Source organism: Streptomyces sp. AK010, assembly GCF_014207295.1.
GTDB classification, from domain to species: domain Bacteria; phylum Actinomycetota; class Actinomycetes; order Streptomycetales; family Streptomycetaceae; genus Streptomyces; species Streptomyces massasporeus.
The window spans coordinates 104,436-119,105 of sequence record NZ_JACHCX010000004.1; the positions used below are offsets into that span (position 1 = coordinate 104,436).

The window sequence follows — 14,670 nt, forward strand, 5'->3', positions numbered from 1 at the left end:
GATGTCACTGCCCCGCGCCCCTGAGGGGCGCTGCCGCTGAGGGGGCCGTCATGAAGCAGGGTGTCGCTCATCTCGTCTGCGGGCGGCGGGCCAAGTGGCTGGTCCTGGGCCTGTGGGTGGTCGTGCTGTTCATCGCCGCCCCGTTCGCCATGAAGCTCACCGACGCGCAGGACAACGACGCCGCGTCGTGGCTGCCGGGGTCCGCGGAGTCGACGCAGGTGCTGCAGATCTCCGAGGACTTCCGGCCGGAGCAGATCCCGGCGGTGGTGATCTACGCGCGGGAGAGCGGCCTGACGGCGCAGGACCGGGCGGTGATCGCCGAGGACGTGCGGCAGCTGAAGCAGCTGAGCGACCACGGCATCATCGGGGAGCAGACGCGGGGGCCGGTGTTCGACCGGCCGGCCGATCCGCGCGCGGCCCAGGTCTTCGTGCCGATCATGATGGACGAGGAGGGCTGGGAGCGGATCTCACCCGCCGTGGACTCCATCCGGGACGACGTCGGTACGGGCGTCGACGGGATGACCGTGCACATCACGGGCCCGGGCGGCACGTCCGCGGACTTCGCGGAGGCCTTCGAGGGCATCGACTCGACCCTGCTGTTCTCGGCGATGGCCGTCGTCATCGTCATGCTGCTCATCACCTACCGCAGCCTGACGCTGTTGCTGGTCCCCCTGGTCGCGGTCGTCTGCGCGCTGTTCGCCGCCCAGGCGCTGATCTACCTGCTGGCCGAGCACGGGGGCCTGACGGTCAACGGTCAGAGTGCCGGAATCCTCACGGTGCTGGTCTTCGGGGCGGGGACCGACTACGCCCTGCTGCTGGTGGCCCGCTACCGGGAGGAACTGCGCCGGCACGAGGACCGGCACGAGGCGATGGCCCTGGCCCTGCACCGCGCCGGCCCGGCCGTGCTCGCCTCCGGCGCGACGGTCGTGCTGAGCATGCTGGTGCTGCTGGCCGCCGAGATGAACTCCACGAGCGGCCTGGGCCCGGTGGCCGCGATCGGCGTCGCCGTCGCCCTGGTGGCGATGATGAGCCTGTTCCCGGCCCTGCTGGTGATCTTCGGCCGCTGGATCTTCTGGCCGGTCGTCCCGCACTACGGCAGTCCCGACCCGACCGAGAGCGGCGTCTGGGCCCGCACGGGCCGCCGTATGGCCCGTCGCCCGCGGATGATCTGGGCCGCGACGGCGCTCGCGCTGGCGGTCTGCTCGCTGGGCCTGATCCAGCTGCGCGCGGAGGGCATCGGCAACGCGGACGCGTTCACCGGGAAACCGGACTCGATCACCGGGCAGGAGGTGTCGGCGCGCTACTTCCCGGCGGGCAGTGGCGACCCCCTGGTCATCGTCAGCAACCAGGCGCAGGCCGTGCAGGTGGGCCGTGCGGTCGCCGGGACGCAGGGCGTGGTCCCCCAGTCACTCGGTCTGCCACCCGGCACCAGACCGGCCTTCGAGGGCAAGGTCCTCTTCGAGGCCACCATGACCGCCCCGGCGGACAGCGAGGCCGCCAAGCAGACGGTGGAGCGGGTGCGGGACGCCGTGCACGCGGTGCCGGACGCCGACGCCAAGGTCGGCGGCGGTACGGCGGCCCTGCTGGACATGGACGAGGCGACCACGCACGACAACGTGCTGATCATCCCGCTGGTGCTGGTGGTCGTCCTGCTGATCCTGTGCGGCCTGCTGCGCGCCCTGATCGCCCCGCTGCTGCTGATCGGGACGGTGATCCTGTCGTTCGCGGCGGCCCTCGGCATCAGCGCGCTCGCGTTCCGGTACATCTTCGACTACGCGGGCGAGGCGACCGACTTCCCGCTGTTCGTCTTCGTGTTCCTGGTCGCCCTGGGCATCGACTACAACATCTTCCTGACCACCCGCATCCGCGAGGAGGCGACCCGCCAGGGCACCAGACCGGGCGTCATCACAGGCCTCGCGGCCACCGGGGCGGTCATCACCTCCGCCGGCCTGGTCCTGGCCGGCACCTTCGCCGCCCTCGGCACCCTGCCGATGGTCGCCTTCGCCGAGATCGGTTTCACGGTCGCCCTCGGCGTCCTCATCGACACCTTCATCGTCCGCTCGGTCCTGGTGACGTCACTGTTCCTGGACATCGGGCCGAAGGTGTGGTGGCCGCACCGGCTGGCGCACCACGACGGCGGGGCGCCCGACCGGACGGCCGTGGGAGCGGGGGTCAGCCGGTCCGACGAATGAGCGCCAGATACATCGCGTCGGTCCCGTGCAGATGCGGCCACAGCTGCACGTCCGGCCCGTCGCCCAGGTCCGGTACGCCGTGCAGCAGCGGCCGGGCGTCCACGAGCTCCGTGTCCGGGTGCTGCTTGAGCACGTCGGCGACGACGGCCCGGGTCTCGGCGAGGTGCGGCGAGCAGGTCGCGTAGCCCACGACACCGCCGACCCGCACGGACTCCAGGGCGGTGCGCAGCAGGCCGCGCTGGAGCGGCGCGAAGCCCTCCAGGTCCTGCGGGCGGCGCCGCCAGCGCGCCTCGGGGCGGCGGCGCAGCGCGCCGAGGCCGGTGCACGGCACGTCGACCAGCACCCGGTCGAAGCTGCCGGGCCGCCACGCCGGACGCGTCCCGTCCGCGGCGATCACCTGGTACGGCCCCGGGTTGCCGTCCAGCGCCTTCGCGACGAGGCCCGCGCGATGAGTCTGCTTCTCGGAGGCGACGAGCAGGGCCCCTCGCTCCGCGGCGAGCGCACCGAGCAGCGCGGCCTTGCCGCCGGGTCCCGCGCACCCGTCCAGCCAGCGCCGGTCGGGTCCGTCCAGGGGCGCGTTGGCGAGGGCGATCGCGACGAGCTGGCTGCCCTCGTCCTGCACGCCCGCGCGCCCGTCCCGCACGGCCGCGATGGCGCCCGGCTCCCCGCCCTCGGTCAGCCGCACGGCATAGGGCGACCAGTGCCCCTGCACGGCGGCGTCCTCGTCGAGCAGTTCCTGCGGGGTGGCCCGCCCGGGCCGTGCCACCAGGGTCACCTCGGGCCGTTCGTTGTCGGCGCGGAGCAACTCCTCGATGCCGTCCCGCCCGCCGCCGAGGGAGTCCCACAGCGCGGACACGACCCAGCGCGGGTGCGAGTGCACGACGGCGAGATGGTCCTCGGGATCCTCGTCGTAAGGCGGTGCGACCCGCTCCAGCCAGCCGTCGAGATCGTCCTGCGCGACCTTGCGCAGCACGGCGTTGACGAACTTGGCCCGCCCGTCGCCGAGCACCACCCGCGCGAGCTCGACGGTGGCGGACACGGCCGCGTGCGTCGGGATGCGCGTGCCGAGCAGCTGATGCGCGCCGAGGCTCAGCACGTCCAGCACCGGCGGGTCGACCTCGCGGAGCGACCGGTCCACACACGACGCCAGAATCGCGTCGTACGTCCCCTGCCGCCGCAGCGTCCCGTACACCAGCTCGGTGGCGAGCGCCGCGTCCCGGGCGTCGAAGTCGTCCTTCTCGCGCGCCTTGCGCAACAGGGGCGGCAGAACGAGGTTGGCGTAGGCGTCCCGCTCGTCCACGGCCCTCAGCGCCTCGAAGGCGAGGATGCGGACGGGGTCCTTCTTGGGCCGGCGGTAGGGCTTGCCTGACGTGCGGGCTCGACGGGGCTGTTCGCTCACGAAAAAGGTGCTCCGGGGGTGAGATGAAGTGCGCCGTCCAGCCTACGCCGCCGGGAGCGGCACGAAACCCGCCACGGAGCGCGAGCGCCGGCGGGAACCTCTCCGCCGGGTCCAGGTCCCGTACCGCCTCGGTCCTCGGCCCCGCGTCGGCGTCAGCCGCCGAGCCGCTCGCCCTCGACGATCCGCACCCCGCGCGCCCAGTCCGCCGCCCGCATCGGCTTCTTGCCCTGGGCCTGCACCCACAGCAGCTCGACGCCGTACGAGCCGGTGCCGACGTGGACGTTGTTCTTCCCGGCGGCGATCTGCCCCGGGGCGAGGTCCGTCCGGTCGGGCACGGGGGCGACCTGGATGAGCTTCAGGCGCTCGCCCCGGAAGGTGGTCCAGGCGCCGGGGGCCGGGGTGCAGCCCCGCACCATCCGGTCGACGCGCAGCGCGGGCGCGCCGAAGTCGAGGTGCGCGTCCTCGACGTTGACCTTCGGGGCGAGGCTGATCCCGTCGGCCGGCTGCGGCACGGCCTTCAGCGTGCCGTCCTCGATCCCGTCCATGGTCGCCACGAGCAGCCCGGCACCGGCGAACGCCAGCCGCGTCAGCAGATCCCCGCTGGTGTCGGTGGCCCGGATCTGCTCGGTCACCGTCCCGTACACCGGCCCGGAGTCGAGCCCCTCCTCGATCAGGAACGTCGAGGCACCGGTGATCTCGTCGCCGGCCATGATGGCGTGCTGCACGGGCGCGGCACCGCGCCAGGCCGGCAGCAGGGAGAAGTGCAGATTGACCCAGCCCTGCGCGGGGATGTCGAGGGCGACCCGGGGCAGCAGCGCCCCGTAGGCGACGACGGGACAGCAGTCCGGCCCGATCTCCCGCAGACGCTTCAGGAATCCGGGGTCCTTCGGCTTCGCGGGCTTCAGCACCTCGATTCCGGCCTCCTCCGCCCGCTCGGCGACGGGCGACGCGACGAGCCTGCGTCCGCGCCCGGCCGGCGCGTCGGGCCGCGTGACGACGGCGGCCACTTCGTGCCGCCCGGAGGCGAGCAGAGCGTCCAGAGCGGGAACGGCGACCTCGGGTGTACCGGCGAAGACGAGCTTCATGGGGTGGTGGGGGCCTCTCGGGGCGGGAACGTGGACGGGCAGCGCCCAAGTCTATGAGCCCGGGACGGAAAGCCGCGGGCGGCGCTCAGCCCCCTCATCAGCCCCCACAGGAGAGCTCGGCCTCCTGACCGGCTGCCACGGGCGGTGCGCGGGCGGGAGACGAGCGGCGAAGGCCGTGGGCCGAGGCGCACACCCCGCGCAAACGGGCGCACGCATATGCCCCCGCGCCCCCACACCGTGACCAGCGGAGCGAATCCGCGTTGGTCAAGACAGAGTTGACCACAACGGGCCGCGATCGCGGCCCATTCCTTTCAACGCCGGTTCGAGAGGCTTGTTCATGGCCGACCACGCAACCCACGACGCCCAGGCTCGGGCCAGCCTGCACTTGCTGGTGCGGGACATCGAGCGGGTCCGCCGGCAGGCGGACGCACTGCGCACCCTCACCGCCCAGCTGGGGAACGTCTACCGCCCACGCCGCTCCGGCCCCTCCACGGGCTTCGTCGTCTACGGACGCGCCCCAGCCCCGACGGTACGTCTCGCCCAGGAGCTGCGGGACAGTGTCGAGACCCTGGTGACGGCGGCCGTGGACTTCGACCGCTCACTCGGCTTCTCGTGGGACGCGGTGGGCTCCGCCCTCGGAGTCACCAAGCAGGCGGTCCACCGCCGTTACGGCGCCCGCCGTGCCACGGCCCAGTCGGCCGTGCCGGAGCCGGAGCGTACGCCGGAGCCGACGCCTGCGGGCGGCCGCGCGGTCAATGTGACCACCGGTCTGCCCACGGTCCCGACGGTCCCCGCGGCGCGCTCGATGCCCACGCAGCCGACGGCCGGCAGCCCCGTACTCCGCGACGAGGCGCGGCCCACGGCCTTCCCGGGCCCGCGCAACGGCTGACGCGACCTCTCCCTGCCCTCCCGGGACGCCTCCGGGAGGGCAGCCGCGTCTCCGGGCGACACCCGACACCGGCAGACACCCACCACCGCCCTGCGCGGATCGCCGCAGGGTCCTCGACCACCGCCCGCGGATCAGCCGATGTCGGCCGGGTCGACCCTCACCCACACACCTGCGCCGCTTCCGCTCCCCCTGGCCATCCGCGCCGCCTGCGCGGCCTTGAGCGCGGCGGCCAGCGCGGCCCCCCGGCCCGGCGGCACCCGCAGCAGCGCCCGCTCCCACTGCTCCCCCGGCGGCGGCGCCCCGGCCCGCCGAGGCCGCCCGGCGGCGGGGACGGGCAACGGCACCGGCCCCAGCACCTCGGCCTCGGGCGGCAGTTCGGCCGCCCGGAGGAAGTCGGCCACCGCCTCCGCGGGGCCCGACACGGCCGCCATCCGCGACACCGGCGGGAACCCCAGCTCGGACCGCTCGGCGAGTTCCCGCACCGCGTGTCCGACGGGATCCCAGCGGACGAGCGCCTGCACGGGCCGCAGCGTCGGCTCGGCCACGACCACCACCGTGCCGCCGGCCGACTGCGGCCGGACGAGGGACGCGGCCGCGATCCACCGCCGCAACGCGTCCTCCCCGGCCCGCAGATCGGGCCGCCCGAGCATGGCCCACCCGTCCAGCAGCAGCGCCGCCGCGTACCCGCCCTCGGCAACGGGCTCGGCACCCGGTGTGCTCACGACCAGTGCGGGGGCCCCCGGCACCGTGTCGAGCACGTGCTCCCGCCCCGAGGTGCGTACCGGCACGGCGGGGAACGCCCGGCCGAGTTCCTCGGCGGTCCGCCGCGCCCCCACGACCGAGGCGCGCAGGCGGAAGGATCCGCAGTCCGGGCAGTGCCAGCCGCTCTCCTCGCGCCCGCACCAGCCGCAGTTCAGGGCGGAGCCGTCCGGCGCCTCCAGCGGCCCGGCGCACTGCCGGCAGCGCGCGGGCGCCCGGCAGTTGACACAGGCCATGCGCGGCACGTACCCCCTGCGGGGCACCTGCACCAGCACCGGTCCGCTCCGCAGCCCGTCCCTGACGGCCTGCCAGGCGAGGGTCGGCAGCCGGGCGGCCCGGGCGGCCTCGTCCCGGGCGAGATCCTGGTCCCCGACGGTCCGTACCAGCGGAGCGGCGGCCCGCACCTGCTCCCGTCCCGCGACGAGCGGCCGGGCCCAGCCGCTCTCGACGAGCTGTGCGGCCTCCACCGTGCAGCCCCAGCTCCCCAGCAGGAAGCCGCACTTGTCCAGCGCGGCCCGCAGCAGGAGCACCTCCCGGGCGTGGGGCTGCGGGGCGTGCTGCTCGCTGTGGCTGTCGTCGCCGTCGTCCCAGAGGGCGACCAGGCCGAGGTCCTGGACGGGTGCGAACATCGCGGCCCTCGTCCCGATCACGGCCCGTACGGAGCCACGCCGCACCGCGAGCCACTGCGCGTACCGCTTCTCGGGGCCGGCGTCGGCGGTGAGCACCGCGTGCCGCCCCTTTCCCAGCAGCGCGGTCAGCACGGCGTCGACCCGCGCGACCGCCCGGCCGTCGGGCAGGACGGCGAGCGCCCCGCGCCCGGAGGCCAGCGTCGCGGCGACGGCCCGGGCCAGCTCCTCGCTCCACTGCGGACCGGGCAGCGCGTTCCACACAGCCCGGGGCGCCCCGCCGGAGGCCAGGGACTCCAGGAACGCCGCCCCCCGCTCGTACCGCTGCCAGGAGCCCGCCTCCGGCGCCGGGGGCGGTGGCAGCGGGTCGGGTGAGGACCGCTGCTCGGCCCGTGCGTTGCGCGGCGGTACGGCGAGCTGCAGGACGTCGGCGAGGCTGCCCGCGTACCGGTCGGCGACCGCCCTGGCCAGACCCAGCAGTTCCGCGCTGAGCACCTGCTCGGGCGAGACGACCTGGGCGAGGGCGGCCAGCGGGCCGGAGTAGCCGGACTCGGCCAGCCGCTCGACGAGGAACCCGTCGATCAGCCCTCCGCCCTCGCGCCGTCCCTCGCGCACGCGATGCCGCCCGGCCCCGAACCGGACCCGCACCCGCACGCCCGGCTGGGCGTCCGCGTCCAGTTCCTCGGGCACGGCGTAGTCGAAGTACCGGTCGAGATGGAGCACGCCCTTGTCGACGAGGACGCGCGCGACGGGCAGTTCCTTGGCGAGCGCGGCCCCCCGCCAGGTCCGCGGCTTGGCGCGGGGCGTCTTGGCCTTGCGCACGCTGTCCCGGATGAGCGCGAGCTGCTCGGGCGGGGCACCCTCCGCCCCGCCGCCCGCCTGTTCGTTCTCGCTGCTCACGCTTGCATTCTTACCAAACACCACTGACAAGCGGAGGCGCCCGAGTTCCCTCGCGGTGACGGCGCGCACTCGCCTTGGACCACTCGGCCACGCCACCGGGCTCAGCCCGGCCGGCGGCGGGATTCGAACCCGCGGGGGCTGCTTCGAGCCCAGAAGTATCCGTCACCTGCGCACCGGGCGCCCCGGCGCTCTCCACCGTGGAGAGCGCCCGCCACCGCCCGCGAGCCGTTTGAAGGCCCTCAGGGCAGGAACGGCCCGCGCGAGGCGGGGACGGACCCGGCAAGAGGCGGGAGCGGCCCGCGCGAGGCGGAGCGGGCGACGCGAGGCCCGGCGGGAACGGTGAGGCCCGGCGGGAACGGTGAGGCCCGGAGAGAACGGCGAGGCCCGGAGAGAACGGCGAGGCCCGGAGAGAACGGCGAGGCCCGGCCCCCCGAAGGGTGCCGGGCCTCACGCGATGTCCTGAAGGACGGGACTTACAGCCCCGCGGCCGTGCGCAGCGCGTCCACGCGGTCCGTCCGCTCCCACGTGAACTCGGGGAGCTCGCGGCCGAAGTGGCCGTACGCGGCGGTCTGGGAGTAGATCGGGCGGAGCAGGTCGAGGTCGCGGATGATGGCGGCCGGGCGGAGGTCGAAGACCTCGTCGATCGCCTTCTCGATCTTCTCCGTGTCGATCTTGGCGGTGCCGAAGGTCTCGACGAACAGACCCACCGGCTCGGCCTTGCCGATCGCGTACGCGACCTGGACCTCGCAGCGGGTGGCGAGACCGGCGGCGACCACGTTCTTCGCGACCCAGCGCATCGCGTACGCAGCGGAGCGGTCGACCTTGGAGGGGTCCTTGCCGGAGAAGGCACCGCCGCCGTGGCGGGCCATGCCGCCGTAGGTGTCGATGATGATCTTGCGGCCGGTCAGGCCGGCGTCGCCCATCGGGCCGCCGATCTCGAAGCGGCCGGTGGGGTTGACCAGGAGACGGTAGTTCTCCGTGTCGATCTTGATGCCCTCGTCCAGGAGCGCCTTCAGCTCCGGCTCGACGACGAACTCCTTGATGTCCGGAGCGAGCAGCGAGTCCAGGTCGATGTCCGAGGCGTGCTGCGAGGAGACGACGACGGTGTCCAGGCGGACCGCCTTGTCGCCGTCGTACTCGATGGTGACCTGCGTCTTGCCGTCCGGACGCAGGTAGGGGATCGTGCCGTTCTTGCGCACGTCGGACAGGCGCTTCGACAGGCGGTGGGCCAGGAAGATCGGCAGCGGCATCAGCGTCGGCGTCTCGTCCGTCGCGTAGCCGAACATCAGGCCCTGGTCGCCCGCACCCTGCTTGTCGAGTTCGTCCTCGTCGCCCTCGACACGGGACTCGTACGCCGTGTCCACACCCTGGGCGATGTCCGGGGACTGCGCGCCGATCGACACCGACACGCCGCAGGAGGCGCCGTCGAAGCCCTTCTTGCTGGAGTCGTAGCCGATCTCGAGGATCTTGTTCCGGACCAGCGTCGCGATGTCCGCGTACGTCTTGGTCGTGACCTCGCCGGCCACGTGCACCAGGCCGGTCGTGATCAGGGTCTCGACGGCGACCCGGGAGGACGGGTCCTCGCGCAGGAGCGCGTCGAGAATGGTGTCGCTGATCTGGTCAGCGATCTTGTCGGGGTGACCCTCGGTCACGGACTCCGAGGTGAAAAGGCGACGGGACACAACGCTCCCTGGGGTTGCAGCGGCTGCTGGCTGATCATTGGCGGACGGCGGGGGCTGCACCCGGCGCCGTCCGTGGAACAGTTTACGGGTCACGCTTCGGCCACGGGCCCCCTGTCTCGCCACTCGGGAGTGCTGTGACCTGCGGCACGGGCATTCTGCCCAATGCCGAGCGACGTTGGCCAGAGGCGCCACGCCCGGATCGACCGGCTTTCGAGGGCGTGCACGGCGTCCGGGGCATCAGCGCAGGCGCTCGGCCACCAGGTCCCACACGGTGTCGGCCAGGGCTTCCTTGGGTCCGTGCGCCACCGCGGTCTCGCTGCCGTCGGCGCCGAGCACGACCGCCTCGTTCTCCTCGGAACCGAAGGTCTTGCGCTCCCCCACCTCGTTCACGACGAGCAGATCGCAGCCCTTGCGCTTGAGCTTGGCGCGGCCGTTGGCGAGGACGTCGTCCGTCTCCGCGGCGAAGCCGACGATCACCTGTCCGGTGCGGGCCCGGTCCCCGGAGATCTCCGCGAGGATGTCCGGATTTCGCACCAGGGTGACCGGCTCCGGTTCCTGGCCGTCCTTCTTCTTGATCTTCCCCGCCGCGTACGCCGCCGGGCGGAAGTCCGCCACGGCGGCCGCCATCACCACGGCGTCGGCGTCGGGGGCGGCCCGCAGCACCGCCTCACGCAGCTCCACGGCGGTGCCGACCGGCACGACGTCGACGCCCGCCGGGGCCGGCAGGGTGCTGTTGGCCGCGATCAGTGTGACGCGGGCGCCGCGGGCGGCGGCGGTACGGGCAAGGGCGTAGCCCTGCTTCCCGGAGGAGCGGTTGCCGAGGAAGCGGACGGGGTCCAGGGGCTCACGGGTGCCACCGGCGCTGACCACGACATGCCGGCCCGCGAGGTCGGGCTCGGTGACGCCCCGGGCCAGCACGCGGCGGCAGACCTCGAAGATCTCGCCCGGGTCGGGCAGCCGCCCCTTGCCGGTGTCGACGCCGGTGAGGCGGCCCACGGCCGGCTCGAGGACGAGGGCGCCGCGGCGGCGCAGCGTCGCCACGTTCTTCTGGGTGGCCGGGTGCTCCCACATCTCCGTGTGCATGGCGGGGGCGAAGACGACCGGGCAGCGGGCGGTGAGCAGCGTGTTGGTCAGGAGGTCGTCGGCGAGGCCGTGGGCCGCCTTGGCGAGCAGGTCGGCGGTGGCCGGGGCGACGACGACCAGGTCCGCGTGCTGCCCGATGCGGACGTGCGGGACCTCGTGCACGTCGTCCCACACCTCGGTGGAGACCGGGTGGCCGGAGAGCGCGGACCAGGTCGCGGCGCCGACGAAGTGCAGCGCGGAGGCGGTGGGCACCACACGCACGTCGTGGCCCGACTCCGTCAGCCGCCGCAGCAGCTCACAGGCCTTGTACGCGGCGATGCCCCCGCTGACCCCCAGAACGACCTTCGGCTTGTCCACGTCTCTCCCCGGACCTCGGCAACCGGCACACCGTACGACTCCATGACACACCACAGGCCCGGCAGTCGGCCTGCCGGGCCTGTGGACAAGTCAGCGTCAAGCTGTAGATCCTACTTACTGCGCCGGGCCCTCGACGGCCTCGGACGTCAGGAGCCCCGCGTTGATCTCGCGGAGGGCGATCGAGAGCGGCTTCTCGTGGACGTGCGTGTCGACGAGGGGACCGACGTACTCGAGGAGACCCTCGCCGAGCTGCGAGTAGTACGCGTTGATCTGGCGGGCACGCTTGGCCGCGTAGATCACGAGGCTGTACTTCGAGTCGGTGGCCTCGAGGAGCTCGTCGATCGGCGGGTTGATGATGCCCTCGGGCGCGGAGATGGAAGAGGACACGCTCTACCTTCCGATGGATGGGAAAGAATCTGTCGGGCTGATCGGCCGACCGTAACGATCGGCGATGGTCACACGACGTCCATCAAGGCTAGCAGCTCGCGAGCCACGTCCTCGACGGAGGTGTTGACCAGGGTGGTGTCGAACTCCGGCTCGGCCGCGAGTTCGATCTTCGCCGCTTCCAGCCGGCGCTCGATCACCTCGGGCGGTTCGGTGCCCCGCCCGGTGAGTCGGCGCACGAGCTCCTCCCAGGAGGGAGGAGCCAGGAACACCAGCTGGGCCTCGGGCATCGACTCACGGACCAGGCGAGCGCCCTGGAGGTCGATCTCGAGAAGCACGGGCTCGCCGTTCTCCAGGCGCTCCTGCACGGCCGCTCGCGGCGTGCCGTAGCGATTGCCGGCGAACTCGGCCCACTCCAGCAGTTCCCCGTTGGCGATCAGCTTGTCCATCTCGTCGTCGGAGACGAAGAAGTAGTGGACTCCGTGCTGCTCGCCGGGCCGGGGCTTGCGTGTCGTCGCCGACACGGAGAGCCAGACCTCGGGGTGTTCCTTGCGCATATGGGCGACGACCGTGCTCTTGCCGACCCCGGAGGGGCCGGAGAGCACGGTCAGCCGCGGACGTACGTCCGGGGGTACGGGGGTCGTCCCCCGGGGTGTTGCAGCCATGCAGCGATTATCCAGCAATCGCGGAGTGCCCGGGACTCGCTTCCCCGCAGCGCCCGGTTCAGGAGCCGGTGCTGCCGAACTCACGCTCCAGGGAGGCGATCTGGTTGGAACCGAGGCCCCGCACGCGGCGGCTCTCGGAGATACCGAGTCGCTCCATGATCTGCTTGGCGCGGACCTTGCCCACGCCCGGCAGCGACTCGAGGAGGGCGGAGACCTTCATCTTGCCGATGACGTCGTTCTCCTGGCCCTGCTTGATGACCTCGTGAAGGGAGGCGCCGGAGTGCTTGAGTCGATTCTTGACCTCGGCCCGCTCCCGGCGAGCCGCGGCGGCCTTTTCGAGCGCGGCTGCGCGCTGTTCAGGGGTAAGGGGCGGAAGAGCCACGCCTACGTCACCTCGGATGTCGAACTGTCGGATACGGACCGGTGAGGAACCTAGTCGCCCCACACCTGGGGAGTCACGAGCAACACACGCTTGCCCGTTCTCTCGTCGGAGACTAGCGGGCAAGTCCGCCAGAGTCAGCGAGAACAGCGGGAAAGTCCTGGTCAGCCTTCATCTGGACGGACATTTAGGACATACTGCCCCGGATTTGAGGATGTATTCAGACTCAAGCGGGCCCCTGACCACTCATCGGAGGTCTCGCGGTAAGGTCTGGACCGCCTCACGAGCCCGTCACGGCGTGACGGATCTCCTCCGCGAAGCGCTCGGCGGCGTCACGCAGAGCGACCGTGTCGGGACCGTGGCGTAGCACTCCCCTACTGACGTTCGGCACGACGTTGCGCACCGCCGCCCCGAAGACCCCGGGAAGATCGGCCGGCGTGGCGCCCTGGGCGCCGATGCCGGGTGCGAGGAGCGGGCCGTTGACGTCCAGGTCGTACGTCGACAGATCACCGAGGGTGGCGCCGACGACCGCGCCGAAGGACCCCAGGGGCTCCTCCCCCGTGTTCTCGGCGGCCAGGTGCGCGAGCATCGTCGCTCCGACGTTCCGGCCGTCCGGCCGCACGGCGTGCTGGACCTCGCCGCCCTCCGGGTTGGAGGTCAGCGCCAGCACGAACAGTCCCGCGCCGCTCTCCCGGGCCAGCGCGACGGCCGGGCTGAGCGATCCGTAGCCGAGGTACGGCGAGACCGTCAGGGCGTCGGAGAACAGCGGTGCGTCCTTGTGCAGGAAGGACTCGGCGTACGCGGCCATGGTCGAGCCGATGTCGCCGCGCTTGGCGTCCATCACGACCAGCGCGCCCGCCGCCCGGGCCTCGGCGACCGACTTCTCCAGCACGGCGACGCCGCGCGAGCCGAACCGCTCGAAGAACGCGCTCTGCGGCTTGAGCACGGCGACCCGGTCGGCCACCGCCTCGACGACCGTGCGGCTGAACCGTTCCAGGCCCGCCACATCGTCGTTCAGGCCCCACTCGGCGAGCAGGGAGGCGTGCGGGTCGATGCCGACGCACAGCGGGCCGCGCTCGTCCATGGCGCGGCGCAGGCGCGCGCCGAAGGGTTCGAGACCACTCATGCCGTCTTCCTCACGTCGGCGCCCACCGCGTCGGCGAGCGTGGCGTAGGGGCTGGTGGCCAGGCGTGCGGCGAGCCCCTTGTGGATGGAGCGGCCCCAGAAGGGCCCCTCGTAGATGAACGCGCTGTAGCCCTGGACCAGCGTGGCACCGGCCAGGATGCGCTGCCAGGCGTCCTCGGCGTTCTCGATGCCGCCGACGCCCACCAGGGTGATCCGGTCGCCCACGCGCGCGTAGAGGCGGCGCAGGACCTCCAGGGAGCGTTCCTTCAGGGGTGCCCCGGACAGACCGCCGGTCTCCTTGACCAGCGTGGGGTCGGACTTCAGGCCGAGTCCCTCGCGCGCAATGGTGGTGTTGGTGGCGATGATCCCGTCCAGGCCGAGCTCCACGGCGAGGTCGGCGACGGCGTCGACGTCCTCATCGGCAAGGTCCGGCGCGATCTTGACCAGGAGCGGGACGCGCCGCGCGGACACCGTACGGTCGGCGGCCTCGCGGACGGCGCTCAGCAGGGGGCGGAGCGCTTCCGTCGCCTGGAGGTTGCGCAGACCCGGCGTGTTCGGCGAGGAGACGTTGACGACCAGGTAGTCGGCGTAGGGCGCGAGCCGCTCGGCGGACTTCACGTAGTCCGCCACGGCCTCCTCCTCGGGGACGACCTTGGTCTTGCCGATGTTGACGCCGACGACCGGCTTGAAGACGGGCGTCCGGGAGGCCAGGCGGGCGGCGACCCGGAGCGAGCCGTCGTTGTTGAAGCCCATGCGGTTGATCAGCGCGCGGTCCTGGACCAGGCGGAACAGCCGCTGCTTGGGGTTGCCGGGCTGCGGTTCGCCGGTCACGGTGCCGATCTCGACGTGGTCGAAGCCGAGCATGGCCATGCCGTCGATGCCGACGGCGTTCTTGTCGAAGCCCGCGGCGAGCCCGAAGGGGCCGTGCATGCGCAGCCCGAGGGCCTCGGTGCGCAGCTCCTTGTGGCGGGGCGCGAGGGCGGCCGCGAGGAAGGTCCGCAGCACGGGCACGCGGGCGGCCAGGCGGATCCAGCGGAAGGCCAGGTGGTGGGCCTGCTCCGGGTCCAGCCGCTTGAAGACGAGACGGAAGAAGATCTTGTACATGGTGTCCTCACGAAGACATGGCGTCCTCACGAAGAGGGGGA

12 protein-coding genes are annotated in these 14,670 nt (G+C 72.7%); 2 read left to right on the forward strand and 10 right to left on the reverse strand.

Annotated elements, in window-relative coordinates:
* Positions 1-50: 50 nt before the first annotated feature.
* A complete protein-coding gene (locus tag HDC93_RS09245) occupies positions 51-2,192 on the forward strand; it encodes an MMPL family transporter (protein ID WP_185009065.1) in 2,142 nt (713 codons plus the stop codon).
* Here HDC93_RS09245 and HDC93_RS09250 read toward each other — a convergent pair.
* Together HDC93_RS09250 and fmt are read right to left on the reverse strand one after the other, a co-directional pair.
* On the reverse strand, positions 2,173-3,591 hold the full coding sequence (locus tag HDC93_RS09250) for a transcription antitermination factor NusB (protein WP_185009067.1): 1,419 nt from the start codon (positions 3,589-3,591) through the stop codon (positions 2,173-2,175). The genes HDC93_RS09245 and HDC93_RS09250 overlap by 20 nt on opposite strands.
* 152 nt (positions 3,592-3,743) lie before the next feature.
* Positions 3,744-4,676, reverse strand: coding sequence for a methionyl-tRNA formyltransferase (gene fmt / locus HDC93_RS09255; RefSeq protein ID WP_185009069.1), 933 nt, complete (start codon positions 4,674-4,676; stop codon positions 3,744-3,746).
* A 337-nt stretch (positions 4,677-5,013) separates the two neighbouring features.
* Here fmt and HDC93_RS09260 point away from each other — a divergent pair, with 337 nt between their 5' ends.
* The gene (locus HDC93_RS09260) at positions 5,014-5,565 is read left to right on the forward strand and encodes a hypothetical protein (RefSeq protein ID WP_185009071.1); all 552 of its coding nucleotides are present in this window, start codon (positions 5,014-5,016) and stop codon (positions 5,563-5,565) included.
* A 131-nt stretch (positions 5,566-5,696) separates the two neighbouring features.
* On the opposite strand, the gene HDC93_RS09265 is transcribed toward HDC93_RS09260, so the two are convergent.
* The 8 genes from HDC93_RS09265 to HDC93_RS09300 all read right to left on the reverse strand — a co-directional run bounded on the left by HDC93_RS09265 (position 5,697) and on the right by HDC93_RS09300 (position 14,629).
* Positions 5,697-7,850 carry a primosomal protein N' gene (locus HDC93_RS09265; protein WP_185009073.1) on the reverse strand — a complete coding sequence of 718 codons (2,154 nt, stop codon included), beginning with the start codon at positions 7,848-7,850 and terminating at the stop codon, positions 5,697-5,699.
* Positions 7,851-8,323: 473 nt separating this feature from the next.
* Positions 8,324-9,532 carry a methionine adenosyltransferase gene (metK, locus tag HDC93_RS09270; RefSeq protein ID WP_185009075.1) on the reverse strand — a complete coding sequence of 403 codons (1,209 nt, stop codon included), beginning with the start codon at positions 9,530-9,532 and terminating at the stop codon, positions 8,324-8,326.
* 237 nt (positions 9,533-9,769) lie between these two features.
* Positions 9,770-10,972, reverse strand: coding sequence for a bifunctional phosphopantothenoylcysteine decarboxylase/phosphopantothenate--cysteine ligase CoaBC (gene coaBC / locus HDC93_RS09275; protein WP_185009077.1), 1,203 nt, complete (start codon positions 10,970-10,972; stop codon positions 9,770-9,772).
* A gap of 114 nt (positions 10,973-11,086) precedes the next feature.
* On the reverse strand, positions 11,087-11,359 hold the full coding sequence (gene rpoZ, locus HDC93_RS09280) for a DNA-directed RNA polymerase subunit omega (RefSeq protein ID WP_003988945.1): 273 nt from the start codon (positions 11,357-11,359) through the stop codon (positions 11,087-11,089).
* A gap of 68 nt (positions 11,360-11,427) precedes the next feature.
* A complete protein-coding gene (gmk, locus tag HDC93_RS09285) occupies positions 11,428-12,021 on the reverse strand; it encodes a guanylate kinase (protein ID WP_097215518.1) in 594 nt (197 codons plus the stop codon).
* A gap of 58 nt (positions 12,022-12,079) precedes the next feature.
* Positions 12,080-12,403, reverse strand: a complete 324-nt coding sequence (locus tag HDC93_RS09290; protein WP_003977346.1) for an integration host factor — start codon at positions 12,401-12,403, stop codon at positions 12,080-12,082.
* 277 nt (positions 12,404-12,680) lie between these two features.
* Positions 12,681-13,526, reverse strand: coding sequence for an orotidine-5'-phosphate decarboxylase (gene pyrF / locus HDC93_RS09295; protein ID WP_185009079.1), 846 nt, complete (start codon positions 13,524-13,526; stop codon positions 12,681-12,683).
* Positions 13,523-14,629: a quinone-dependent dihydroorotate dehydrogenase gene (locus tag HDC93_RS09300; RefSeq protein WP_185009082.1), complete on the reverse strand. Its 1,107-nt coding sequence runs from the start codon at positions 14,627-14,629 to the stop codon at positions 13,523-13,525. Before HDC93_RS09300 ends, pyrF begins: the two co-directional genes overlap by 4 nt.
* Between the last annotated feature and the right edge of the window lie 41 nt (positions 14,630-14,670).